Origin of the sequence: Stenotrophomonas sp. PS02300, assembly GCF_029959395.1 — a bacterium.
In the GTDB taxonomy this organism is placed as follows: domain Bacteria; phylum Pseudomonadota; class Gammaproteobacteria; order Xanthomonadales; family Xanthomonadaceae; genus Stenotrophomonas; species Stenotrophomonas maltophilia_AD.
The window spans coordinates 1-22368 of the sequence record NZ_JASCOP010000065.1 but is presented as its reverse complement, the minus strand read 5'-3'; the positions used below and the strand labels follow the sequence as shown (position 1 = coordinate 22368).

At 68.5% G+C, this 22368-nt stretch carries 20 protein-coding genes; 16 read left to right on the top strand and 4 right to left on the bottom strand.

The annotated features are described in order from the left end of the window. Window positions 1-172 precede the first annotated feature (172 nt). The 12 genes from QMX79_RS12855 (at window position 173) to tkt (ending at window position 14254) form a co-directional block, all read left to right on the top strand. Entirely contained in the window at window positions 173-847 is a 675-nt protein-coding gene (locus QMX79_RS12855) for a type 4a pilus biogenesis protein PilO (RefSeq protein ID WP_282247089.1), read from the top strand. Window positions 848-882: 35 nt separating this feature from the next. Beyond that, window positions 883-1380 (top strand): pilus assembly protein PilP, encoded by a 498-nt coding sequence (locus QMX79_RS12850; protein WP_237334367.1) that lies wholly within the window; start codon window positions 883-885, stop codon window positions 1378-1380. A gap of 20 nt (window positions 1381-1400) precedes the next feature. Next, window positions 1401-3383: a type IV pilus secretin PilQ family protein gene (locus tag QMX79_RS12845; RefSeq protein ID WP_282247088.1), complete on the top strand. Its 1983-nt coding sequence runs from the start codon at window positions 1401-1403 to the stop codon at window positions 3381-3383. A gap of 123 nt (window positions 3384-3506) precedes the next feature. After that, entirely contained in the window at window positions 3507-3776 is a 270-nt protein-coding gene (locus QMX79_RS12840) for a YkgJ family cysteine cluster protein (protein ID WP_282247087.1), read from the top strand. Window positions 3777-3886: 110 nt separating this feature from the next. Beyond that, a complete protein-coding gene (locus QMX79_RS12835) occupies window positions 3887-4900 on the top strand; it encodes a MoxR family ATPase (protein WP_282247090.1) in 1014 nt (337 codons plus the stop codon). Between the two features lie 7 nt (window positions 4901-4907). After that, window positions 4908-5834, top strand: a complete 927-nt coding sequence (locus tag QMX79_RS12830) for a DUF58 domain-containing protein (RefSeq protein WP_282247086.1) — start codon at window positions 4908-4910, stop codon at window positions 5832-5834. Continuing rightward, window positions 5831-6292, top strand: a complete 462-nt coding sequence (locus tag QMX79_RS12825) for a DUF4381 family protein (protein ID WP_282247085.1) — start codon at window positions 5831-5833, stop codon at window positions 6290-6292. Before QMX79_RS12830 ends, QMX79_RS12825 begins: the two co-directional genes overlap by 4 nt. After that, window positions 6289-7293, top strand: coding sequence for a VWA domain-containing protein (locus QMX79_RS12820; RefSeq protein WP_282247084.1), 1005 nt, complete (start codon window positions 6289-6291; stop codon window positions 7291-7293). The genes QMX79_RS12825 and QMX79_RS12820 overlap by 4 nt, the downstream gene beginning before the upstream one ends. After that, window positions 7290-9005, top strand: a complete 1716-nt coding sequence (locus QMX79_RS12815) for a VWA domain-containing protein (RefSeq protein ID WP_282247083.1) — start codon at window positions 7290-7292, stop codon at window positions 9003-9005. Before QMX79_RS12820 ends, QMX79_RS12815 begins: the two co-directional genes overlap by 4 nt. Then, a complete protein-coding gene (locus QMX79_RS12810; protein WP_282247082.1) occupies window positions 9002-10687 on the top strand; it encodes a BatD family protein in 1686 nt (561 codons plus the stop codon). The genes QMX79_RS12815 and QMX79_RS12810 overlap by 4 nt, the downstream gene beginning before the upstream one ends. A gap of 67 nt (window positions 10688-10754) precedes the next feature. After that, window positions 10755-12080, top strand: coding sequence for a dicarboxylate/amino acid:cation symporter (locus QMX79_RS12805; RefSeq protein WP_282247081.1), 1326 nt, complete (start codon window positions 10755-10757; stop codon window positions 12078-12080). Window positions 12081-12244: 164 nt separating this feature from the next. Next, window positions 12245-14254, top strand: a complete 2010-nt coding sequence (gene tkt / locus QMX79_RS12800; RefSeq protein ID WP_282247080.1) for a transketolase — start codon at window positions 12245-12247, stop codon at window positions 14252-14254. Between the two features lie 72 nt (window positions 14255-14326). Here the strand turns inward: tkt and QMX79_RS12795 are convergent, their stop codons facing one another. Further along, window positions 14327-16276 carry an acetyl-CoA hydrolase/transferase C-terminal domain-containing protein gene (locus tag QMX79_RS12795; RefSeq protein WP_282247079.1) on the bottom strand — a complete coding sequence of 650 codons (1950 nt, stop codon included), beginning with the start codon at window positions 16274-16276 and terminating at the stop codon, window positions 14327-14329. A gap of 126 nt (window positions 16277-16402) precedes the next feature. On the opposite strand from QMX79_RS12795, the gene QMX79_RS12790 reads away from it, so the two are divergent. From QMX79_RS12790 to QMX79_RS12780, 3 genes are read left to right on the top strand one after another with little or no spacing between them, the layout of a single operon-like run. Continuing rightward, window positions 16403-16768, top strand: a complete 366-nt coding sequence (locus QMX79_RS12790; RefSeq protein ID WP_184127195.1) for a BlaI/MecI/CopY family transcriptional regulator — start codon at window positions 16403-16405, stop codon at window positions 16766-16768. Then, window positions 16761-17999, top strand: a complete 1239-nt coding sequence (locus QMX79_RS12785; RefSeq protein ID WP_282247078.1) for a TonB family protein — start codon at window positions 16761-16763, stop codon at window positions 17997-17999. Before QMX79_RS12790 ends, QMX79_RS12785 begins: the two co-directional genes overlap by 8 nt. Further along, window positions 17996-18559 carry a hypothetical protein gene (locus QMX79_RS12780; RefSeq protein ID WP_282247077.1) on the top strand — a complete coding sequence of 188 codons (564 nt, stop codon included), beginning with the start codon at window positions 17996-17998 and terminating at the stop codon, window positions 18557-18559. Before QMX79_RS12785 ends, QMX79_RS12780 begins: the two co-directional genes overlap by 4 nt. Before the next feature lie 20 nt (window positions 18560-18579). Here the strand turns inward: QMX79_RS12780 and QMX79_RS12775 are convergent, their stop codons facing one another. From QMX79_RS12775 to QMX79_RS12765, 3 genes are all read right to left on the bottom strand, one after another. Then, window positions 18580-19380, bottom strand: a complete 801-nt coding sequence (locus QMX79_RS12775; protein ID WP_282247076.1) for an MBL fold metallo-hydrolase — start codon at window positions 19378-19380, stop codon at window positions 18580-18582. Between the two features lie 9 nt (window positions 19381-19389). Continuing rightward, window positions 19390-20205 (bottom strand): S1/P1 nuclease, encoded by an 816-nt coding sequence (locus QMX79_RS12770; RefSeq protein WP_282247075.1) that lies wholly within the window; start codon window positions 20203-20205, stop codon window positions 19390-19392. A 98-nt stretch (window positions 20206-20303) separates the two neighbouring features. After that, complete coding sequence (locus tag QMX79_RS12765) at window positions 20304-20930, bottom strand: OmpW family outer membrane protein (RefSeq protein WP_282247074.1); 627 nt, start codon at window positions 20928-20930, stop codon at window positions 20304-20306. Window positions 20931-21129: 199 nt separating this feature from the next. On the opposite strand from QMX79_RS12765, the gene gap reads away from it, so the two are divergent. Then, window positions 21130-22134 (top strand): type I glyceraldehyde-3-phosphate dehydrogenase, encoded by a 1005-nt coding sequence (gene gap, locus QMX79_RS12760; RefSeq protein ID WP_282247073.1) that lies wholly within the window; start codon window positions 21130-21132, stop codon window positions 22132-22134. Window positions 22135-22368: the final 234 nt, after the last annotated feature.

The window sequence follows — 22368 nt, the reverse complement described above, 5'->3', positions numbered from 1 at the left end:
CCCCCGCCGTGGCCCCGCTGGCACCGGCCCCGGCCGGAAGCGCCGCACCGGCCACCACGCCGGCCCCGGCACCGGCCGCTGAGCCGGCCGCGCCGGCGCCGTCGGGCAGTCGCATCGTTCCCGCCCCGGCAACGCAACCGGCGGCGTCCAGCACGCCGCAGAAGGGGGCCGCATGAGCCAGAAGAAAGTCAACCTGAAGGACCTGGACTTCAACAACATCGGCAGTTGGCCGCAGCAGGCGAAGATCGTCTTCTGTGCCCTGCTGTCGCTGCTGATCGTGGTGCTGGCCTGGTTCGTGCTGATCAGCGGCAAGCGTGAAGAGCTCGACTCGCTGGAACGCACCGAAGTCTCGCTGCGCGCCGATTTCGAGAAAGAGCAGGGCCGCGCGGTCAACCTGGAGCCGCTCAAGCAGCAGCTGGCCCAGATGGAGCAGGTGCTGCAGCAGATGCTGCGCCAGCTGCCCAGCAAGACCGAAATGCCGGACCTGATCATCGACATCTCGCAGACCGCGCTGTCCAGCGGCCTGGTCAACGAGCTGTTCCAGCCCGGTGAGGAAGTGCCCAAGGAGTTCTACGCCGAAAAGCCGATCGCCCTGCGCATGGTGGGCAGCTACCACCAGTTCGGTGCGTTCGTCAGCGGCGTGGCGTCGCTGCCGCGCGTGGTCATCCTGACCATGCACGACATCAACCTCAAGCCCAAGGACCCCAAGACCGGCATCACCGCGCGCAGCGGCGCGCTGGAACTGTCGGGCACGGTCAAGACCTACCGTTACCTGGACGACGTGGAAATGGAAGCGCAGGAGAAGGCGGCCGCACAGGCAGCAGGCCCGAAGGGAGGCAAGCCATGAACCTGGCCAGCACCGCACGGGTATGTGGCCTGCTGATGCTGGTCCTGTTGGCGGGCTGCGCACGCAGCATCTCCAGCACGCCCGGTGACGCGCCCAACCTGGAAAAGTGGGTCGCCGACGTGCGCGCCCGCCCGGCACCGCCGCTCGAACCGCTGCCTGTCATGCAGCAGTTCGAGACCTTCGAGTACTCCGCGCAGGGGATGCGTGATCCGTTCACCGACGCCTGGGCCAACCCCCAGGCCGGTGGTTCGGGCCTGCGCCCGGATCCGAACCGCCGCAAGGAGCCGCTGGAAGCCTTCCCGCTGGACTCCCTGGACATGGTCGGTTCGATCGGCAAGGGCAGCGCACTGGTCGCGCTGGTGATGGCCCCGGACAAGGTCACCTATCGGGTGCGTCCGGCCGTCTACATGGGGCAGAGCGACGGCCGCGTGACCGGGGTCTTCGAAGACCGGATCGAACTGATTGAACTGGTGCCGGATGGCGCGGGCGGCTGGCTGGAACGGCCTGCATCGCTTGCGCTTGAAGATCAATGAATGATTATGGGGATAGCACGATGACCTTTTCCAACGCCATGCTGCAGCGTCCCGACCGGCGCCCGAAGCTGATCCACCTGTGCGCGCTGGGAGTCGCGCTCATGGTGGCCAATGGCACCCTGATGGCGGCCACGCCGGCAGCTGCAGCCACGACCCAGGGGGCCGGCGCCGCGCCGGCCGCCGCACCGGCTTCGCTGGCGGTGTCCAAGATCGACTTCAAGCGCGGTGAAGACGGCAGCGGCCGGCTGATCCTGCAGTTCGACGGAAAGGGCGCAAACCCGGACCTGCGCAGCCAGGGCAACAGCGTCGTGATCGACGTCGGCAACGCGACCCTGCCGGAAAACCTGCAGAAGTCGATCAACGTGGTCGACTTCGCCACGCCGGTGCAGCGCATCGATCCCAAGCCGTACGGCGGTGGCACCCAGCTGGTGCTGGACACCAACACGGCCTTCGAGTCGCTGGCCTACCAGACCGGCAACGAGTACGTGGTCGAGATCAGCCCGCGCAAGAGCGCCCCGGCCACCGGTGCGATCAACGCCACCACGGTGACCCAGGCGGCCACCGCGGTCGCGCAGCGTGGCTACAGCGGCAAGCCGGTGACCTTCAACTTCCAGGACGTGCCGGTGCGCACCGTGCTGCAGTTGATCGCCGAGGAGTCCAACCTGAACATCGTGGCCTCCGACACCGTCGAAGGCAACGTCACCCTGCGCCTGGTCAACGTGCCGTGGGACCAGGCACTGGACATCGTGCTGCGGGCCAAGGGCCTGGACAAGCGTCGTGACGGTGGCGTGGTGTGGGTTGCGCCGCAGCCGGAGCTGGCCAAGTTCGAGCAGGAGAAGGAAGACGCCCGCATCGCGATCGAGAACCGCCAGGACCTGGTCACCGACTACGTCCAGATCAACTACCACAACGCCGCGCAGATCTTCAAAGCACTGACCGAAGCCAAGGGCATCGGCGGCGGCAGTGGCGGCGGCGGTGGCGGCAGTGGTTCCGGCAGCAACTCGCAGGAAGACAGCGGCTTCCTGTCCTCGCGTGGCCGCCTGGTGGCCGACGAGCGCACCAACACGCTGATGATCAGCGACATCCCGAAGAAGGTCGCGCGCATGCGCGAGCTGATCAACGTGATCGACCGCCCGGTCGACCAGGTGCTGATCGAAAGCCGCATCGTGATCGCCACCGACACCTTCGCGCGTGAACTGGGTGCCAAGTTCGGCATCACCGGCAGCCGCGACAACGTGTACTTCAGTGGCAACACCGACACCAACCACCGCAACGTCACCAGCGACGCCGAGAACGCGACCGAGTACCAGGAAGCGCTCAATGAGTGGGCTGCCGGCGGCGGTACCGGTCCGATCCCTGTCCGTCCCCCGCGCACCATCAACACCGGTGGCCTGAACTGGAACCTGCCGGTGGCCGCGGCCAGCAACCCGGGTTCGCTGGCACTGTCGATCCTCAACGCCGGCTACCTGCTGGACGTGGAGCTGTCGGCCATGCAGCAGGAATCGCGTGGTGAAGTGATCTCCAACCCGCGCGTGGTCACCACCAACCAGCGCGAAGCGGTGATCAAGCAGGGTAAGGAAATCGGCTACGTCACCATTACCGGCGGTTCTGCCGGCCAGGCGGCCACGCCCAACGTGCAGTTCAAGGAAGTGCTGCTCGAGCTGAAGGTCACCCCGACCATCACCAACGACAACCGCGTGTTCCTGAACATGGCGGTCAAGAAGGATGAAGTCGAAAGCTACATCGTGCTGGAAGGCTACGGCCAGGTTCCCTCGATCAACCGCCGCGAAGTCAACACTGCCGTGCTGGTGGATGACGGCCAGACCGTGGTGATCGGCGGCGTGTACGAGTTCACCGACCGCAACAGCGTCAACAAGGTGCCGTTCCTGGGCGACGTTCCCTTCCTGGGCAACCTGTTCAAGAAGCGCAGCCGCAACAAGGACAAGGCCGAACTGCTGGTCTTCGTCACCCCGAAGGTCCTGCGCGTGGCCAAGACCAACTGAGTCGCTGATCCAGCAGACGGTTGGTAACAAAAGATCCGGTGCCCGCAGGGGCGCCGGATTTTTTTTGGTCCTTCCATCGGGAGCGGTTCAGGGCAGGGCAAGGGCGCCGCGCTATCCTTCCCCATGGCCCAGGCACACTGCTCCGGTTGCACCGCGCAATGCTGCCGGCTTACCGCCGTGCTGGCGCCGTCGGAGTGCGTCCCCTCCGAACTGACCACCGAGATTGCCGATGGCGTGCTGGCCATGGCCAAAAGCGCGGACGGCTGGTGCGTGGCGCTCGACCGGGACACCATGTCCTGCGGCATCTATGCCGAACGGCCGCAGGTCTGCAGGCGCTTTGAAATGGCCGGCCCATACTGCAGCGCCATCTACGACGGCGCGGGGCGGGCGTAGCCGCGTTCAGGCAATCTTGATCCCGCTGCGCGGCCAGCCCTGCCATCATGTGCGCGGAACCTTACGCCTGTTGCGTGGGTCAGATGGACGCCATGAACCTGCCACCCCCCATGCCCGCAATCGACCCCACGCCCTTCGTTGACACCCCCGAACACGACCGCCTGCATGCCGGCTTCCGTGCGCTGCGCGACTCGCTCGCCGCCGAGATCGTCGGCCAGGATGCGCTGGTCGAGCGCCTGCTGACCGCATTGCTGGCCGATGGCCACCTGCTGGTGGAAGGCGCACCCGGGCTGGCCAAGACCACCGCCATCCGCGCATTGGCCGCCCGCCTGGAAGCTGACTTCTCGCGGGTGCAGTTCACCCCCGACCTGTTGCCCGCCGACCTGACCGGCACCGAGATCTGGCGCCCGCAGGAAGGCCGCTTCGAATTCGTGCCCGGCCCGATCTTCCACCCCATCCTGCTGGCCGACGAGATCAACCGGGCCCCGGCCAAGGTGCAGTCGGCGCTGCTGGAGGCCATGGGCGAGCGCCAGGTCACCGTGGGCCGGCATACCTATGCGCTGCCGGCGCTGTTCCTGGTGATGGCCACCCAGAACCCGATCGAGCAGGAGGGCACCTTCCCGTTGCCCGAAGCCCAGCTGGACCGGTTCCTGATGCACGTGCGGATCGGCTATCCCGATTCCAACGCCGAAGCCGAGATCCTGCGCCTGGCCCGCGAGCGCGCGCGGGATGCGCTCGGTACGCCCCCGGCGGCGCCGACCCGCATGCCGCTGGACGATGTGTTCGCAGCCCGCCGCGCGGTGCTGTCGCTGCACATGGCGCCGGCGCTGGAGCGTTACCTGATTGAACTGGTGCTGGCCACCCGCGACCCGGGCCGCTATGACCCCGCGCTGGCAAAGCGCATCGCCTGGGGCGCCAGCCCGCGCGGCTCGATCGCGCTGGAGCGCTGCGCGCGTGCGCGCGCCTGGCTGGCCGGCCGCGACTTCGTGACCCCCGAGGACGTGCGCAGCGTCGCCCCCGACGTGCTGCGCCACCGCGTGCTGCCCAGCTATGAAGCCACCGCCGAAGGCTGGGATGGCGAGCGGCTGGTGGCCGAGCTGCTGGCCCGCATCCCGGTGCCTTGAGATCGGCATGACTGCCCTGGATGACACTGCTGCCGATGCGCTGGCGGGCAACGGCGTGCAGCCGACCCTGGCCGAACTGGTTGCACTGCGGCGCAGCGCGCACCGGCTGGCCCCGGCGCGACGCGGGCGGCTGGCGCATGCCGGCCAGGCGCCGTCGCCGATGCGCGGGCGCGGCATGGAGTACGCAGAATCGCGCGAGTACGTCGCCGGCGATGACGCGCGGCACATCGACTGGCGGGTGACCGCCCGCACCGGGCGCGCGCACACCAAACTGTTCCAGGCCGAACGCGAGCGCCAGACGCTGCTGGTGGCCGACACCGACCCGGTGCTGTATTTCGGTACCCGGGTGCGCTTCAAGTCGGTGCAGGCCGCACGCGTCGGTGCCGTCGCCGCCTGGCTGGCACAACGCCAGGGCGACCGCCTGTCCGCACTGCGCGGCAGTCGCAGCGAAGCGCCGATCCCACCGGCCGGCGGTACCCGGGGCGTGCTCCGCGTGCTGGATGCATTGACCCGCTGGTACGCCGCGCCGCCGCCCGATGACGCCGGCCTCGACCACGCACTGCAGCAGGCCGCGCGCGTGCTGCGCCCCGGTGCGCGCGTGGTGGTGCTGGCCGACCCGACCCGCGCGGCCGCCATCGACATACCGCGCTGGACCGCGCTGGCCATGCATCATGAAGTACAGCTGATGCTGCTGGCCGATCCGCTCGAGCTGGCGCCGCCGGATGGCGTGCTGCCGTTCCTGTCGCAGGGCCGGCAGGTGGTGCTGGACCTGCACGACAGCGCCGTGCGCGAACACTGGCATGCTCGTTTCGTCGAACCGCTGGAAACGCTGCAGCGCAGCCTCGGCGCCCGTCGCATCCAGGTGCACGTGGTCAGTACCGATGATGCCAGCGACTGCTGGCTGGGTCCGCTGCCGTCGGCGGTGGTCGCATGAGCGCGGCCACCTCGCTGCCGCTGCGCGACGTGCACCTGCCGCCCATCCCGTCCTGGTGGCCGTTGCCGCTGGGCTGGTGGCTGGTGCTGGCGGCGCTGGCGCTGGTCGTGCTGCTGGCCTGGGCATGGCGCGCGCATCGCCGGCGCCAGCAGCGCCGCTGGCTGCGGGTGTTCGACACCGCGGTGGATGCTGCGCCGGACGGCACTGCCCAGGTCGCCGCGATGGCCGAGCTGCTGCGCCGCGCCGCGCGCCGCCGCCACGCGGGTGCGGAACTGCTGCAGGGCCAGGCCTGGCTGGAATTCCTCGATGTCCCCGGCAGCCGTGCCTTCTCAGACGGCGAAGGGCGCCTGCTGCTGGACGGGGGCTACCGTCGCAGCCTTGACGCTGCCGACGTGCAGCGCGTGCGCGACCTCGCCCGCGCACGCTTCCTCGATCTCATCAGCAGGCGCGGCCGATGATTCCGGGCCTGTCCTCCGTGCTGCCGTGGCTGGATGCGCTGGCGTGGCCGTGGGCGCTGCTGGCATTGCCGCTGCCGTTGCTGATGCGCTGGTGGCCGCGCCGCAACGCAGCCGCTCCCGCGCTGCGCGTGCCCTATGCCGCCGGTGCGCTGGCCGAACTTGGCCAGGCCAGTGGTGCGGCCGGGCGGCGGATCGGCCGGCTGCTGCTGTGGCTGGCCTGGGCCTGCCTGTGCGTGGCCATGGCCCGGCCGCAGCAGCTCGGCGACCCGGTTACCCCGCCGCAGCAGGGCCGGCAGATGATGCTCGCGGTGGACGTCTCCGGCAGCATGAGCGAACCGGACATGATGCTGGGCAACCAGGTCGTACAGCGTCTTTCCGCGGCAAAGGCAGTGCTGGCCGATTTCCTCGACCGCCGTGCCGGCGACCGGGTGGGGCTGCTCATCTTCGGCGAACGTGCCTACACCTTGACCCCGATCACCGCCGACCTCACCACGGTGCGCAACCAGCTCACCGACAGCGAAGTTGGCCTGGCTGGCCGCGACACCGCCATCGGCGATGCCATCGCGCTGGCGGTCAAGCGCCTGCGCGAACAGCCCGAGGGCCAGCGCGTGCTGATCCTGCTGACCGACGGCGTCAGCAACGCCGGCGTGCTGCAGCCGTTGCGCGCGGCCGAACTGGCCAAGGCCGAAGGCGTGCGCGTGTATCCGGTGGCGTTCGGCGGCGACGGCGGCATGAGCCTGTTCGGCGTGCAGATCGCTGCTGGCGACGACCCGGTGGACGAAGCCACGCTGCGCCGCATTGCCGACCTCACCGGCGGCCGCGCGTTCCGCGCGCGCAACACCGACGAACTGGCCGGCATCTATGCCGAACTGGACCGGCTGGAGCCGATCACCGCCGCAGGCGCGGCGGTACGTCCTTATATCGAACGCTATGCATGGCCGCTGGCGCTGGCCATGCTGCTGGGTGGGCTGGGCTGGCTGCTGCCGAGGCGCTGGGCATGACGACCCTCATCAACCACGTGCATCTCGCGCGCCCGGCGCTGCTCTGGGCGCTGGCCGCGCTGCCGCTGATCGCACTGCTCTGGATCTGGCGTCGCCGTCGCGGCAGCGTCTGGCGCCAGAACGTGGATGCGCACCTGCTGCCGCACCTGCTGGTGGCCGGCGGGCGCCGCGCCTGGAGCGGCCTGGCGCTGCTGCTGCTGGGCTGGACACTGGCCGTGGTGGCCCTGGCCGGCCCGGGCTGGCGACAACTGCCGCAGCCGCTGTGGCAGGCACCGGCGCCGCTGGTGGTGGCGCTGGATCTGTCCTCGCGCACCACCGCCACCGACCTGCCGCCGTCGCGCCTGCTGCAGGCGCGGGCCAAGCTGGCCACGCTGCTGCGCGAGCGCAGCGGCGGTGAAGTGGCATTGCTGGCCTACGCCGACGATGCGTTCACCGTTGCACCGTTGACCGGCGATGCCGCCAACGTGGCGCTGTACCTGGATGCGCTGGCCCCGGACGTGATGCCACGCGACGGCCAACGCGCCGACCGTGCGATTGAAGCGGCGGTGCTGTTGCTGCAGCAGTCCGGCGCCAAGGGCGGCGACATCCTGCTGCTGACCGACCGCGCCGATGACGCCGCACGTGCTGCGGCTGCAGCCGCCAAGGCGCAGAACATCCACGTCTCGGTGCTCGGGCTGGGTACCGCAGCCGGTGCGGCGTACCGCAGCGGTGATGGCCAGATCGCGCGCGCCCAACTGGAGCCGGACACGCTGCGTGCGGTGGCCGATGCCGGCGGTGGTCGTTATGCGGCGGTGGCCGACGATGAAGGTGATCTCAAGTCACTGGGCGTATTGACCCCGCGCGCCAGCACCGGCGGCCAGGAAAGCCGCGAAGGCGAAGGCCTGGCGTGGCGCGATGAAGGCTTCTGGCTGCTGCCGCCGTTGATGCTGCTGTCGCTGTGGGCCTTCCGTCGCCGTGGCGTGGCGGCCGTGGCCCTGGTCTGCGTGATGCTGCCGCTGGCCATGCCCGCCCCGGCACATGCCGCCGAACGCAACTGGTGGCAGCGCGCGGACCAGCGCGACCAGCAGCGCGTGGCCGACGGGGTGGATGCCTACCGGCGAGGCGATTTCCAGGCGGCGCAACAGCAGTTCGAAGGCGTGAACGACGCCGAGGCCCGCTACAACCTCGGCAATGCGCTGGCCCGGCAGGGCCAGTACGACGCCGCGATTGCCGCCTACGACCAGGCGCTGGCCCTGCGTCCGGGCATGCCCGATGCCGTGGCCAACCGTGCCGCCGTGGATGCCGCGCGCAAGCGCAAGCCGCCACCGGGGGGCGGGCAGCAACCGCAGCAACAACAACAGAAGCAGTCGCAGCAGTCCCAGCAACAACAGCAACAACAGAAGCAGGACCCTTCTGAAAAGGGCGAGCAGGGCCAGCCCAAGCCGGGGCAGGGCACGCCACCGCAGGACCCGGAGGCGGGCAAGCCCGATCCGGCCGAACAGGCGCGGGCCGATGCGGCGCAGCGCGAACGCATGCGCCAGGCGCTGGAGAAACAACAGGCCGACGCGGGCAAGACCCCGGCGCAGCGCCGCGAGTCAAACGAAACGCCGCAGCAGCGCGAGCAGCGCCAGGCGGTTGAAGCGTGGATGCGGCGGGTGCCCGATGAACCGGGCAACCTGCTGCGGCAGAAATTCCAACTGGAAAGCGAACGCAGGAAACGGGACGGACAATGAGCGCAGCACCCTCCACGCGACGTTGGTGGCGCGCCTGCGGCTGGCTGCTGCTGGGCGTGAGCAGTCTGGCCCAGGCCCAGCCCCGCGCGTGGCTGGACCGCGATGCGATCAGCGACACCGACACGGTCACGCTCAACATCGAGACCGATGCCGGCGCGCCGGATTACGCGCCGCTGCAGGCTGATTTCGAGCTCAGCGGCCAGACCAGCAGCCGCCAGGTGCAGTGGAGCCAGGGCGCGATGCAGTCGCGTTCGTTGTACGGCGTGGCGCTCAGTCCCCGGCGCAGTGGCGTGCTGACCATTCCCGCCCTGCAGGTGGGCGCGGCGCGGACCACGCCGTTGCGTTTGACCGTGTCCGCCAGTGCCGCCGCGACGCCCGCCGTGCCCGGCAACGCCACCGCCTTCGTGGAAATGGAGGTCGATGACGCCAGCCCCTACGTGCAGCAGAGCGTGGGCGTGGTGGTGCGCCTCTACTACGCCTCCCAGCTGCTCTCGGGCGAACTGGGCGTGGATGCGCCGGAAGGCGCCTCGATGCAGCGTGTCGGCGAGGATCGCAGCCTGGTCCGCGAGATCAACGGGCGGCGCTACAACCTGGTCGAGCGCCGCTACCTGCTGATTCCCGAACGCAGCGGGCCGCTGCTGCTGCCCGGCGCGCGCTTCAACGGCCGCAGCGCAGGCGGCTTCTTCGATGACCTGTTCGGTGGCGATGGCCGGCTGCGCGCCAACGCGCCCGATCGCACCCTGCAGGTGCAGGCACAACCCGACGCCGCACCGCAGCCATGGCTGCCGCTGCACGACCTGCGCCTGCGCTACACCGCCGCGCCCACCCGCGCCCGCGCCGGCGAGGCGGTCACGGTGGTGGTGGAGGCGGTGGCCGACGGCGCCACCCGCGCGCAGTTCCCCGAACTGCCGCCGCTGGATGCCGGCCCGGGCGCGCAGGTGTTCGCCGAGCCGCCGCAGTACGACGAAACCTTCAACGGCAGCACCCCGCGCCTGACCCTCACCCGTCGCTATTCGGTGGTGCCGCGCCAGCCCGGCACCCTGGTGATTCCTGGCCCGCGCATGGCCTGGTGGGATGTGCGTGGCCGCCAGGCGCGCACCGCCACGCTGCCCGACCTCAGCCTGGCCGTGGCCGCCGGCGCCCCGGGCACGGTGCCCCCGCCGACCGCGCTGGATACCACCTCGCCGTTGCCCGGGACCACCGCCACGCCGTCCGACGCCGTCACCGTGGCGGCCGCGGCCAGCCGCCCCTGGGGCTGGATCGCGGCAGCGGCCGGCTTTGCGGTCCTGTGGCTGCTGACCCTGGCGTGGGCCTGGCGCCGTCGTCGGCACGCTGCCGCGCCCAGCACGTCCCGCGCCGTGGGGTCCGTCGCCCCGTCGCAGGTGCCGTCGCGCGGTGAGCTGCGCCGCGCCCTGGACCACGAGGGGCTGGACGAGATCGTCGCGCTGCTGGGCAGGATGGGCGGCGTGCATGGCCTGGATGCCGTGCTGGCGCGCCTGGCCGACCCGGCCCAACGCCAGGCCCTGCGCGACCTGCAGGCCGCGCGCTGGAGCCGCGACGGCGGCGATGCGACCCAGGCGCGACAGGCGCTGCGCCGCGCCTTCCATGACGGACCGCACTGGCAGCCGCTGCAGACCGCGGAAAATACTGGCCTGGCGCCGCTCTATCCTTCGGGACGCTGAGTGGCCGCCGGGCCGGGTGGGCCGGCTTTGCTAAGCTCTTTCTCTAATTTTCAAGGAACACCGCTCCATGACTGAGGCCGCAACGACCCGGCAGAAGCTGCCATTGCATTGGAAAATGGGCATTGGCTTCGGGCTTGGCCTGGTGCTGGGGCTGATCGTGCACGCCGTCGGGCCGGGCATTCCCTGGCTGCCCGATGCCGCCCGTGGGGTGATGACCTACCTGACCACGCCGCTGTCGGGCCTGTTCCTCAACCTGATCTTCATGCTGATCGTGCCGCTGATCTTCTCGGCGCTGGTGATGGGCGTGTCGGAGATGGGCGACATCCGTTCGCTCGGCCGGATCGGCTGGAAGACCCTGGCCTACACCGTGCTGCTGTCGGGCATCGCGGTCGGCCTGGGCCTGGTGCTGGTCAACGTGCTCAAGCCGGGCGTGGGCGTGGACCCGGCCATGGCCCAGCAGCTGCTGCACGAAAACGTCGAGCGCAGCCGCGAGATCGTCGCCAACATCGGCGAGCAGCCCAAGGGCATGGACATGCTGCTGTCGATCGTGCCCAGCAACGTGCTGGCCGCCGCATCGAGCAATGGCGCGATCCTGTCGCTGATGTTCTTCGCGCTGATGTTCGGCATCGGCATGGTGCTGTCGCCGGATGAGAAGACCGCGCCGCTGCGCAAGGTCATCGAAGGCGTGTTCGAAGTCTCGATGACCCTGATCAACCTGGTCATCCGCCTGGCGCCGTACGCGGTGGCCTGCTTCATGTTCAACCTGGCGGCGATCTTCGGCTTCGACCTGCTGATCCGCCTGGGCGCCTACGTGGGCGTGGTGGTGCTGGCGCTGGCGCTGCACATGGTGGTGACCTACGGCGCGGCGGTATGGCTGTCGGGGCGTTCGCCGCTGGCGTTCTTCCGCGATACCCAGGAAGCCACGGTGATGGCCTTCTCCACCGCCTCCAGCAACGCCACCCTGCCGACCGCGCTGCGCGTGGCCGACCAGATGGGCCTGCCGCAGAAGGTCTCGCGCTTCGTGCTGACCGTGGGCGCCACAGCCAACCAGAACGGTACCGCGCTGTTCGAGGGCGTGACGGTGATCTTCCTGGCCCAGTTCTTCGGCGTGGACCTGAGCATCACCCAGCAGCTGATGGTGATGGTGGTCTGCATCCTGGGCGGCATCGGCACCGCCGGCGTGCCGTCCGGCTCGCTGCCCGTGGTGGCGATGATCTGCGCCATGGTCGGCGTGGACCCGATGGGCATCGGCCTGATCCTGGGCGTGAACCACTTCCTGGACATGTGCCGCACCGCGCTCAATGTCACCGGCGACCTGGCCCTGACCACCCTGGTGGCCAAGGGCGAGACCGAGGAAAGCCCGGTCCCGGGCCCGGTCGTGCCCCGCAGCTGACCGCGCCTGCCGCCTGAGCCTCATTGAAAGCGCCCCGCCCAGCGGGGCGTTTTCATTGGTGTACCGGAGCCGTCTTCACACGCCCGGGCGGCCTGACCCGGCCGGCTGACTATGGGACAATGGGTAGCCCGCATTAAGCGGGAGCCTCCCGACCCGACAGACTCATGACGCAGCCCACCCGCCGCCAGTTGGCCAACGCCATCCGCTTCCTTGCCGCTGATGCGGTCGAAACCGCCAAGTCCGGGCATCCCGGCATGCCGATGGGCATGGCAGATATCGCCGAAGTCCTCTGGAACGACTATCTCCGTCACAACCCGAACAACCCCAAGTGGTTCAACCGCGACCGCTTCGTGCTGTCCAACGGCCACGGCTCGATGCTGCAGTACGCGCTGCTGCACCTGAGCGGCTACGACCTGCCGATCGAACAGCTCAAGCAGTTCCGCCAGCTGGGCAGCAAGACCGCCGGCCACCCGGAACACCATGAAACCCCCGGCGTGGAAACCACCACCGGTCCGCTCGGCCAGGGCCTGGCCAATGCCGTGGGCTTCGCGCTGGCTGAAAAGCTGCTGGCCCAGCGCTACAACCGCCCCGAGCACGAGATCGTCGACCACCGCACCTGGGTGTTCCTGGGCGACGGCTGCCTGATGGAAGGCGTGTCCCACGAAGCCGCCTCGCTGGCCGGTACCTGGGGCCTGGGCAAGCTGGTCTGCTTCTGGGACGACAACCACATCTCCATCGACGGCAACACCGCCGGCTGGTTCACCGACAACACCCCCGAGCGTTTCGAAGCCTATGGCTGGAACGTGGTGCGCGGCGTCGATGGGCATGACCCGGAAAGCATCAAGGCCGCCATCGAGAACGCGCTGGCGCAGTCCGACAAGCCGACCCTGATCTGCTGCCGCACCACCATTGGTTTCGGTTCGCCGGGCAAGGCCGGCAAGGAATCCAGCCACGGCGCACCGCTGGGCAAGGATGAGCTGGAAGCCACCCGCAAGCAGCTGGGCTGGAACTACGGCCCGTTCGAGATCCCGGAAGAGATCTACGCCGGCTGGCGTGCCGGCGGTACCGGCACCCTGCGCCAGGCCGAGTGGGAACAGCAGTTCGACAAGTACGCCGCGCAGTTCCCGGCCGAAGCCGACGAACTGACCCGCCGTTCGCACGGCGAGCTGCCGGCCGATTTCGTCGCCAAGGCCGATGCCTACATCGCCCAGGTCCAGGCCGAAGGCCAGACCATCGCCTCGCGCAAGGCCTCGCAGCTGGCCATCGAAGCCTTCGCGCCGCTGCTGCCGGAGCTGGTGGGTGGTTCGGCCGACCTGGCGCACTCCAACCTGACCCTGTGGAAGGCCAGCAAGTCGGTCGCCACTGACGACCCGAACGCCAACTACGTGTACTACGGCGTGCGCGAGTTCGGCATGACCGCGATTGCCAATGGCCTGGCCCTGCACGGCGGCTTCATTCCGTTCGACGCCACCTTCCTGGTGTTCAGCGATTACGCCCGCAACGGCGTGCGCATGAGCGCACTGATCCCGGCCCACGCCATCCACGTGTACACCCACGACTCGATCGGCCTGGGCGAAGACGGCCCGACCCACCAGCCGGTGGAGCACCTGGCTTCGCTGCGCTACATCCCGAACAACGATGTGTGGCGCCCGTGCGACGCGGTCGAATCGGCGGTCAGCTGGAAGGCCGCGATCACCCGCCAGGACGGCCCGAGCTGCCTGGTCTTCAGCCGTCAGAACCTGCCGCACCAGCCGCGCAGCACGGACCAGGTGGCGCAGATCGCCCGTGGCGGTTACGTGCTGGCCGATGCAGAAGGCGGCGTGCCGGACGTGATCCTGATCGGTACCGGTTCGGAAGTGGGCCTGGCCGTGTCGGCCAAGGCCGAACTCGACGCCGCCGGGATCAAGACCCGCGTGGTCTCGATGCCGTCCACCGATGTGTTCGAACGCCAGGATGCGGCCTACCGTGAATCGGTGCTGCCGAACGCGGTACGCAACCGCGTGGCCGTCGAAGCCGGCGTCACCGGTTTCTGGCGCCAGTACGTGGGCCTGGACGGTGCGGTGATCGGAATCGACACCTTCGGCGCCTCGGCGCCGGCCGAAGCGCTGTACAAGCACTTCGGCATCACCGCTGATGCGGTGGTGGCCGCGGCGAAGGCACAGCTGGCCAACTAAGCGCCAGCACCGACGTAGTCCAAACGGCGCTTCCCGAAACGGAAGCGCCGTTTTCATTTGGGCGCGTGTCCGTTATGCGGTGCGCGCCAATCCAAGGCGGACCAGGCGTGCTTCTACTTTCTCGCCGAACGTTTTCGGTGCGTCCAAGCCCATCCGCTGCAGGTAGACCACGTCGCCATCGCCGGCCGGCTGGGTGAACGCGGCCAGCACCGTGCGCAGCTTCGCGCCCGGAGTCTGGGTGTTCTGCTTCAGCCAGCCCAATGCCTTGACCAGGTGCTGCTCCACTTCGGTGAAATCGCTGCCCAGCGGATAGTCGGGCAGGGCGCCGGACTGGCGGAACGGCGCCAGCGATGCGCTCACCGCTGCCGCCGTATTGCGTCGTGCCCAATGCTCCGGCGCGACAAAGCCGGTGGCCAGCTTCTTCGAGGCCTTCGCCGTCTGCAGCAGGTTGCCCTGGAACGCCGCATCGGTGATCGCGGCCATGCCGGTCACGCAGTCTTCGTCGGTGAGGTTGCGCAGGTCGGCGATGCCGTATTCGTTGATGTAGATATCGCGCAGGTGGCGTGGAATCGTGGTGTGCCCGTAGTTCCAGCGCACGTTCGACTGCAGCGTGCCCTTGTCCTCGCGCACCGCGCGGAACATCAACGCACTGCGCGCTTCGGGCAGCGCGTGTGCCATCGCCACGAAGTTGTACTGGCCGCCCACCCCGGAGACCACGCGGCCGTCTTCCAGTGCATCGGACACCGCCGCACCCAGCGCGGTGGCCATCATGCAGGAGTTGAAGAACCGCGCATGCCGGCGCTGCAGCCGTTCCAGCGCTTCGTTGCCGCCGTACAGCTGGTTGATCTCGCTGATCCGGCGCATGCCGATTGCGCGCGATTCGTCTTCCGGCAGCTCGCGCAACCACTGGTAGAACTCCGGCGAACCCAGGTAGAACGCGCCATGCAGGTACTCGCCTTCGGCCTCCAGCGTGGCGTGGTCGATGGTCAGCGTGCTGCCGCTTTCAATCCGTTCCATCAGGGCCAGGTCATCGTGCACCTTGCGTCGGATCACCCCGGTCTGCACCAGCCGGCGGAAGCCTTCATTGAGCATCTCGCTGCAGCCGTACAGGCCCACCTCGAACGGTTCCAAGCCGCCGCACTCCAGCACCGTCGGGTTACTGGCCAAGGTAGGATCCAGCGCATGCAGGATCTGCCGGTAGCGGGCGTTGTCGGTATGCCGCAGCACCAGCGCGTGGCTGATCGCATCAGCCAGCGTACCGATGCCGATCTGCAGCGTGCCACCATCGCGGACCAGCGCACTGGCATACAGGCCGATGGCGTAGTCGGCATCGCTGACCGGCTGGCGCGGCAGCCCGAACAGGTCCGGGTAGGGCGCGGGCGGGGTGATCACCAGGTCGAAGAACGACACATCCACCGTGGCCGAGCCGCCCAGGTAGGGCAGCTGCGGGTCGATCTCGGCAATGAGCAGCGGGCGCGGCAGGCCGCGCGCCAGCATCGCGTCGATGGTGTCCTGGGTGATGTCGTTGTTGCACGACAGCGACAGGCGGCGGTCGTCGGGCCGCATCGCCACCTTCTGCACGATCGCATGCGGCGCGCGCTGCGCCACCGCATCGGCGGCGTGGGTGTAGTTGAGGCTGGTGTAACCGCGCTGCGCCTGCGACGAACCGAGCAGGGCGCCGGACTGCATGTAGAACTCCTCCACCTGCACGTGGTCGGGCAGGCGGTCGCGCACCATCGCATCGGCATAGGCCAGGCGCGGGAAATCCTCGCCGAAGTGGCGCGCCGCGAACGGCGCCATGAAGCGGGCCTCCAGCCCGCCGCCGGCCTTGGGCGGGTTCAACGACAGCGCGGTGTAGATCTGCAGCGGTCGCGACGGGTCGTTCTCGATCCGCGCATACAGCGCGTTGAGCAGCCGGTGCGGCTTGCCCAGTGCCAGCGGTGCGCCGATGCGCAGCGGCCCGTCGACACGCTGCAGCAGCCAGTCGGTTGCAGCGTCCAGGTCGGTGAGATGCTCGGTCATGCGGCGCGTTCCTGCGAAGTCTGTTTTTCATTACAGCACTTCCGGCTTGAACGGACCCGTGACACGGGGGGTTGACAGCGGGAAAGATTACGCGCGTAATCGTACCGTCGATTACGGATGTAAATGATGAGCCAGATCAGCGAAGCCGAAGCCGTTGTCATGGAAGTGCTCTGGAACCGGCACCCGCAAGGGGCCGATGAGGTGGTGGCGGCGCTGGCCGACCGCGACTGGGCCGAGCCCACCATCAAGACTCTGCTCAACCGGCTGCTCACCAAGGGCGCGATCAGCGCCAGCCGCGAGGGCCGCCGCTACCTGTACTCGCCGGTGCTGCAGCGCCAGGCCTGGGTGGCCGAGCAGAGCAGCGGCTTGCTGGACAAGCTGTTCGCCGGCCGGGTCGCGCCGCTGGTGGCGCATTTCAGCGAACGCGGCGAGCTGAGCGCGCAGGACATCGCCGAACTGAAGAAGCTGATCCAGGAGCTGGACCATGACTGAGCTGCTGCAGGGAGTGCTGCTGGCAAGCATGTGGGTGTCGATCGCCGTGGTGCTGCTGGCCGCGCTGCGCCCGCTGCTGCGCCGGCTTGGCGGCGCACCGCTGGTGTACCGCGGCTGGTGGCTGCTGCCGCTGGTGATGCTGGCACCGCGGTTGCCACTGCCCCGCGTGCCACTCGTCGAGGCCGCGCCGGTGCACGCGCTGGGGGCCGCGCTGCGTGCGCCGGTGCTGCCGGCCGACGCGGTGCTGTGGCCGACCCTGCTGGTCGCGCTGTGGGCGGCCGGCGCACTGCTGGCCGGCATCCGCCAGTGGCGGGGCCAGCGCCGTTTCGAGCGTGGCATGGGCGCGCTTCACCCGCGAAGCGATGGCAGCTGGCAGGCCAGCGCCGATCCCGGCCTGCCGGCCCTGGTGGGCCTGTGGTCACCACGCGTGGTGGTCGGCCCGGATTTCGATCTGCGCTTCAGCGCGGCCGAACGCGCGCTGATCCTGCAGCACGAATGCCAGCACCGCCGCCATGGCGATCACTGGGCCAATGCCGCGCTGGCGCTGCTGCGCTGCCTGTTCTGGTTCCATCCGTTGTTGCCGTGGGCCTCGCGCCGCTTCCTGCGTGACCAGGAGCTGGCCTGCGACGCACGCACGGTCGACCCGCATCCGGCCTCGCGCCGGCTGTACGCCAACGCGCTGCTGAAGGCGCAGTTGGTCCACCCGGTTGCGCCCATGGCGTGCCACTGGCGCAGCCAACCGATGTTGAAGGAGCGAATTGCCATGATGAAGGAACACAAGCGCAGGGCGTTGCCGTGGGTGACCGGCCAGGTACTGGTGGTGGGGCTGTGCATGGGGCTGGGCGCGGTCGCCTGGGCCAGCCAGGGCGGCAGCGGTGGCAGCCCGGCGATCAGTGCCGAACCGTTCCAGTTCGCGCAGGAAGATGCGGCCAAGGCAGGACTGGAGCGCCCGGTCACGATCGACAGGATGCCGCCGCCGAGCTACCCCGCCAGCGCGTTCGAGAACAACCAGAGCGGCGAAGTGGTGCTGCGGGTGGACGTGGACGCGCAGGGCAAGGTCAGCGATGTGCGCGTGCTCAGTGCAACCAACCCGGGCGTGTTCGACGCCGCATCGATCGCTGCAGCCCGGCAGTGGACCTACCATCCGGCGATGAAGGACGGCAAAGCGGTGGCGGCCGCAGTCCGCATTCCGATCACCTTCGCCATGAGTGAAACGGTGACCAGCCAGTGAGGTGGCCGCTGCCTGCGGTGGTTGCGCTGGTGGTGGGGGTCGCTGGCTGTGCCGGCCACGACCGCCTCACCACGGTGGATTCACGGGCCGAAACGGTCGGCCACCAGCGGCTGCGGGCTGCCGCGACGGGAGGGTCAGGGCAGGTGGAGGCTTATACGCTTAAACCCGGCGAGGGCTACCGGATGCCGCAGCTGTACGCGGCGCCGGACCCGGTGCTGGGCGAGCGCGATCCGCGCCGAGAGCTGCCGCCCACCACGGTCTGCCTGCAGGTGGTGGTGAGCGCCGACGGCGCGGTGGAACGCAGCGCGCCGTTGAGCGATCGCAGTGAGTGCGTTGCCGGCGGCGCGCCTGAAAACCGGGTACTGGTGGAGGCGGCACAGGACGCGGTGGCGATGTGGCGCTACTCGCCTGCGGCGGTGTGCCACTTCGCCGCGGGCCACGCGCCGGCCGACAGCAGCGACTGCCGCGATGCCGAGCGGGTGGAACCGGTGGCAGTAAGCCTGTTCTACGCCTTCACGTTCGAGATCGTGCACGGCCAGCACACAGTGAAGACGCGGTAAAACCACGCGCCGCGCGGCTTTTACGCCCCGCCCTGGATGTTCGCCTTCACCGACGGGTGCATCAACTTCGGCTCGGCAAGCGTGGCGTCGCGCGCTTGCCTGGTCGCCACGAATTCCGCCTCGCTCACCCCGTCATGCAGGTGGATGTTGCGCGCGCGCTGCTCGCCGATGGTGGTTTCATTGGCGACCTCGCGCCCGCCCGGGCCGTAGTCGTGGCAGATGAACACCCGGGTGGCATCGGGCAGGGCCAGCAGGCGCTGGATCGAGCGGTACAGCAGGGCGGCATCGCCGCCCGGAAAATCACAGCGCGCCGTACCGCCATCGGGCATGAACAGCGAATCGCCGGTGAACAGCGCATCGCCGATCCGGTAGGCCACGCTGTCGCTGGTGTGCCCGGGCACCGCGATCACCTCGGCCGCGATCGCGCCGACATCGAAGCGTTCGCCGTCGGCGAACAGATGGTCGAACTGCGAGCCGTCGGTAGGCACGTCCAGCCCATAGCGCGGCGCGAACGTGCGCTGCACCTCGACAATGCCGCCGCCCATCGCCAGCGCCGCCTGCGGGAACGACTGCTTCAGCCGGCGCCCGGCGCTGACATGGTCGGCATGGGCGTGGGTTTCCAGCAGCCAGCGCACCTCCAGCGCATGCTCGCGCAGGTGTTCCAGCAGCGGCTGCAACGGCCCGGCACCGATGGCGTCGGTATCCGGGTCGTAATCCAGCACCGGGTCGATCACTGCCGCCTGCCGGGTGGCCGGGTCATGCACCACGTAACTGAAGGTGTTGCTGTCCGGGTGGAAGAAACTGGCGACATGCGGTGACATGGTGAAACCTCAGCGTTTACCCAACGTGTCATTGAGCAGCACCGCCAGGCGTTCGCCGGCCAGTCGCAGCTCGGCTTCCGCCACCGGAAGGTAGGTCGCGGTGTACTGCGGGGCAAGGGTACGCTGGGTGGGGTAAACGCCAGGTGCAATGGCGATGCGGCAGCTGGCTTCGGCCCACTGCACGGCATCGGTGGTGATCGCCGAGCGCTTGGCCACTTTCGGCGCCTTCAGCGCGGACAGGCGCTTGGTGTAGGCATCGTCATCGAGCTTGAGCGTGTTCAGCATGCCGCTGTCCCACAGCGAATGCAGGTTGGTGCCGCGCCCGTTGTACTGCACCTGGAAGTCGTTGCCGCCCTTGTCGTGGCCGTAGCCGGCATGCATGGGCTGGTGGATGTCGCCGACGAAATGCACGACGAACTTCAGCGCCTGCGCGCGTTCGGCATCGGGGCGGCTGCGATCGCCGAGGATGGCGGTCTGTGTCTTCAGGGCTTCCACCACGCAGTTGCCGTTGCGGCAGTTGCGCTCAACGTCGTACTGGCAGTCGTCTTCGCCGATGTTCACGTAGTGCCAGCCGGCCGAGCGCTTGCCCAGCCCGGGATCCTTGGCGCGCAGTTCGTCGGCCCAGGGGGCGATGGCGGCCAGGGTGGGGGTCGGTTCGTTGGCCAGCAGGCGCGCCACTTCGGCGCGGGTCTGCGGGGTCAGGCGCGGTTCGGCGATGCGGGCGACCAGGCGGTGGCCCTGTGCGCCCCAGGCCAGGGCATCGGTGGAGACGACGGTGAGCGCAAGGACCAGCGCGGAGGAAGAAAGCAGGGAGGCGATTTTCATCGGCCCATTCTAACGGGCGGCCCCTGCACGGACATGTTCCGGATCTGGCCGAAAAAACCCCGGCCGAAGCCGGGGAAGTCTCTGCTGCGAGGGTCGTGTCAGAACTTGAACACGTAGGAAACGCCGTAGGCGAGCGGGTCGATCTTGACGGTGCCCAGCTTGGTGCCATCCAACTTGACGTCGCTGTCGATGTCGATCCAGCGCACGTCCACGCGCAGGGCGCCCTTGTCGGCGATGGCGAAGTCCACGCCGGCGTGTGCGGCCAGGCCCCAGGAATCTTCCAGTTTGAGACTGCTGCCGGCCAGCGCGCCGCTGGTCTCTTCGCTGAAGAAGGTGGTGTAGTTCAGGCCGGCGCCGAGGAACGGGGAGACCTTGCCCTTGCTGTTGAAGTGGTACTGCAGGGAGACCACCGGCGGCAGGTGCTTGGTGCTGCCGACGCGGCCGAGGCCGTCGATGTTGATGTCGTGCTTGAACGGCAGGGCGGCGAGGATTTCAATGCCCAGGTTGTCGGCGATGAAGTATTCGCCGGTGATGGTGGGCTTGATGTCGCTGTCGACGTCGACCTTGAGGCCGCCGGCCAGGGTGCCGTTGTTGGACTTGGGGGCCACCTGGTGCACGCCGGCGGCAACGGTCCAGTCGCCCTTGGACTGGGCCATGGCGGGGCTGGCGGCCAGGGCCAGGGCGGCGGCGAGGCTGGCGGGCAGGAGGAGGGTGGTCTTGCGCATGGTGCTGTCTCGTGGCGGGGTGGAATGGGGCCAGTTTTCCCGCCCGGGCCTTGGCGCGCCTTGATCCGGATCAATCCACGATTTTTACGGTTGTAACCGCTTCCCATCCCGATCCGGGGGCCGGGGTGGGTCGGGCTTTGCTAGAATGGCGGCCCTTTCCATCGGCGCCGCACTGTCGCGGCTGCAGGAGCTTGTGAACATGGCAATCAAGGTTGGCATCAACGGTTTCGGTCGCATCGGGCGCAACGTGCTGCGTTCGGCCGTGCTGAATTTCGGCAATGACATCGAAATCGTGGCCATCAACGATCTGCTGGAGCCCGATTACCTGGCGTACATGCTGAAGTACGATTCGGTGCATGGCCGCTTCAAGGCTGACGTGGAAGTGTCGGGCAGCGACCTGCTGGTCAATGGCAAGAAGATCCGCCTGACGCAGGAGCGCGATCCGGCCAACCTGAAGTGGGACGAGGTCGGGGTGGACGTGGTGATCGAGTCGACCGGCCTGTTCCTGACCAAGGAAACGGCGCAGAAGCACATCGATGCGGGCGCGAAGAAGGTGATCCTGTCGGCGCCGTCGAAGGACGATACGCCGATGTTCGTGTACGGCGTGAACGACAAGACGTATGCGGGCCAGGCGATCATTTCGAATGCGTCGTGCACCACCAACTGCCTGGCGCCGTTGGCCAAGGTGATCAACGACAAGTGGGGCATCAAGCGTGGCCTGATGACGACGGTGCATGCGGCGACTGCGACGCAGAAGACCGTGGATGGTCCGTCGAACAAGGATTGGCGCGGTGGCCGTGGCATCCTGGAAAACATCATTCCGTCGTCGACCGGTGCGGCCAAGGCGGTTGGCGTGGTGATCCCGGAACTGAACAAGAAGCTGACGGGCATGAGCTTCCGCGTGCCGACCTCGGACGTGTCGGTGGTCGATCTGACCGTCGAGCTGGAAAAGGAAGCGACCTACGCCGAGATCTGCGCGGAAGTGAAGGCGCAGAGCGAAGGCGCGCTGAAGGGCATCCTGGGCTACACCGAAGACAAGGTGGTGGCGACGGACTTCCGCGGCGAGACGCACACCTCCGTGTTCGATGCCGAAGCGGGCATCGCGCTGGACAGCACCTTCGTCAAGCTGGTCTCGTGGTACGACAACGAGTGGGGCTATTCCAACAAGTGCCTGGAAATGGCCAAGGTCGTTGCTGCCAAGTAATCGCGGCTTACTGATCTGAAAGAACGGCGGACTTTGGTTCGCCGTTTTTTTTTGGTCGGTACTTGCTGGCGGTACGTGTCGCCGGCCTTCGTCCGGCTGCTGACGGTTTTGTGCGAACAGCCTTCGACTGCCGGTCTCCTGGTTGGGGCCGCCGGGTGCGGGGGTACGGGACACGCCGTGAATCCATCCATGGAGGCTTGTCAAAAACATCCATGTTTTTGACAGTCCCGTACC

Bases quoted from the DNA above. Each gene is read 5' to 3' on its own strand.
- QMX79_RS12855 (WP_282247089.1), top strand. From the start codon at position 173: ATGAGCCAGAAGAAAGTCAACCTGAAGGACCTGGACTTCAACAACATC.
- QMX79_RS12850 (WP_237334367.1), top strand. From the start codon at position 883: ATGCTGGTCCTGTTGGCGGGCTGCGCACGCAGCATCTCCAGCACGCCC.
- QMX79_RS12845 (WP_282247088.1), top strand. From the start codon at position 1,401: ATGACCTTTTCCAACGCCATGCTGCAGCGTCCCGACCGGCGCCCGAAG.
- QMX79_RS12840 (WP_282247087.1), top strand. From the start codon at position 3,507: ATGGCCCAGGCACACTGCTCCGGTTGCACCGCGCAATGCTGCCGGCTT.
- QMX79_RS12835 (WP_282247090.1), top strand. From the start codon at position 3,887: ATGCCCGCAATCGACCCCACGCCCTTCGTTGACACCCCCGAACACGAC.
- QMX79_RS12830 (WP_282247086.1), top strand. From the start codon at position 4,908: ATGACTGCCCTGGATGACACTGCTGCCGATGCGCTGGCGGGCAACGGC.
- QMX79_RS12825 (WP_282247085.1), top strand. From the start codon at position 5,831: ATGAGCGCGGCCACCTCGCTGCCGCTGCGCGACGTGCACCTGCCGCCC.
- QMX79_RS12820 (WP_282247084.1), top strand. From the start codon at position 6,289: ATGATTCCGGGCCTGTCCTCCGTGCTGCCGTGGCTGGATGCGCTGGCG.
- QMX79_RS12815 (WP_282247083.1), top strand. From the start codon at position 7,290: ATGACGACCCTCATCAACCACGTGCATCTCGCGCGCCCGGCGCTGCTC.
- QMX79_RS12810 (WP_282247082.1), top strand. From the start codon at position 9,002: ATGAGCGCAGCACCCTCCACGCGACGTTGGTGGCGCGCCTGCGGCTGG.
- QMX79_RS12805 (WP_282247081.1), top strand. From the start codon at position 10,755: ATGACTGAGGCCGCAACGACCCGGCAGAAGCTGCCATTGCATTGGAAA.
- tkt (WP_282247080.1), top strand. From the start codon at position 12,245: ATGACGCAGCCCACCCGCCGCCAGTTGGCCAACGCCATCCGCTTCCTT.
- QMX79_RS12795 (WP_282247079.1), bottom strand. From the start codon at position 16,276: ATGACCGAGCATCTCACCGACCTGGACGCTGCAACCGACTGGCTGCTG.
- QMX79_RS12790 (WP_184127195.1), top strand. From the start codon at position 16,403: ATGAGCCAGATCAGCGAAGCCGAAGCCGTTGTCATGGAAGTGCTCTGG.
- QMX79_RS12785 (WP_282247078.1), top strand. From the start codon at position 16,761: ATGACTGAGCTGCTGCAGGGAGTGCTGCTGGCAAGCATGTGGGTGTCG.
- QMX79_RS12775 (WP_282247076.1), bottom strand. From the start codon at position 19,380: ATGTCACCGCATGTCGCCAGTTTCTTCCACCCGGACAGCAACACCTTC.
- QMX79_RS12770 (WP_282247075.1), bottom strand. From the start codon at position 20,205: ATGAAAATCGCCTCCCTGCTTTCTTCCTCCGCGCTGGTCCTTGCGCTC.
- QMX79_RS12765 (WP_282247074.1), bottom strand. From the start codon at position 20,930: ATGCGCAAGACCACCCTCCTCCTGCCCGCCAGCCTCGCCGCCGCCCTG.
- gap (WP_282247073.1), top strand. From the start codon at position 21,130: ATGGCAATCAAGGTTGGCATCAACGGTTTCGGTCGCATCGGGCGCAAC.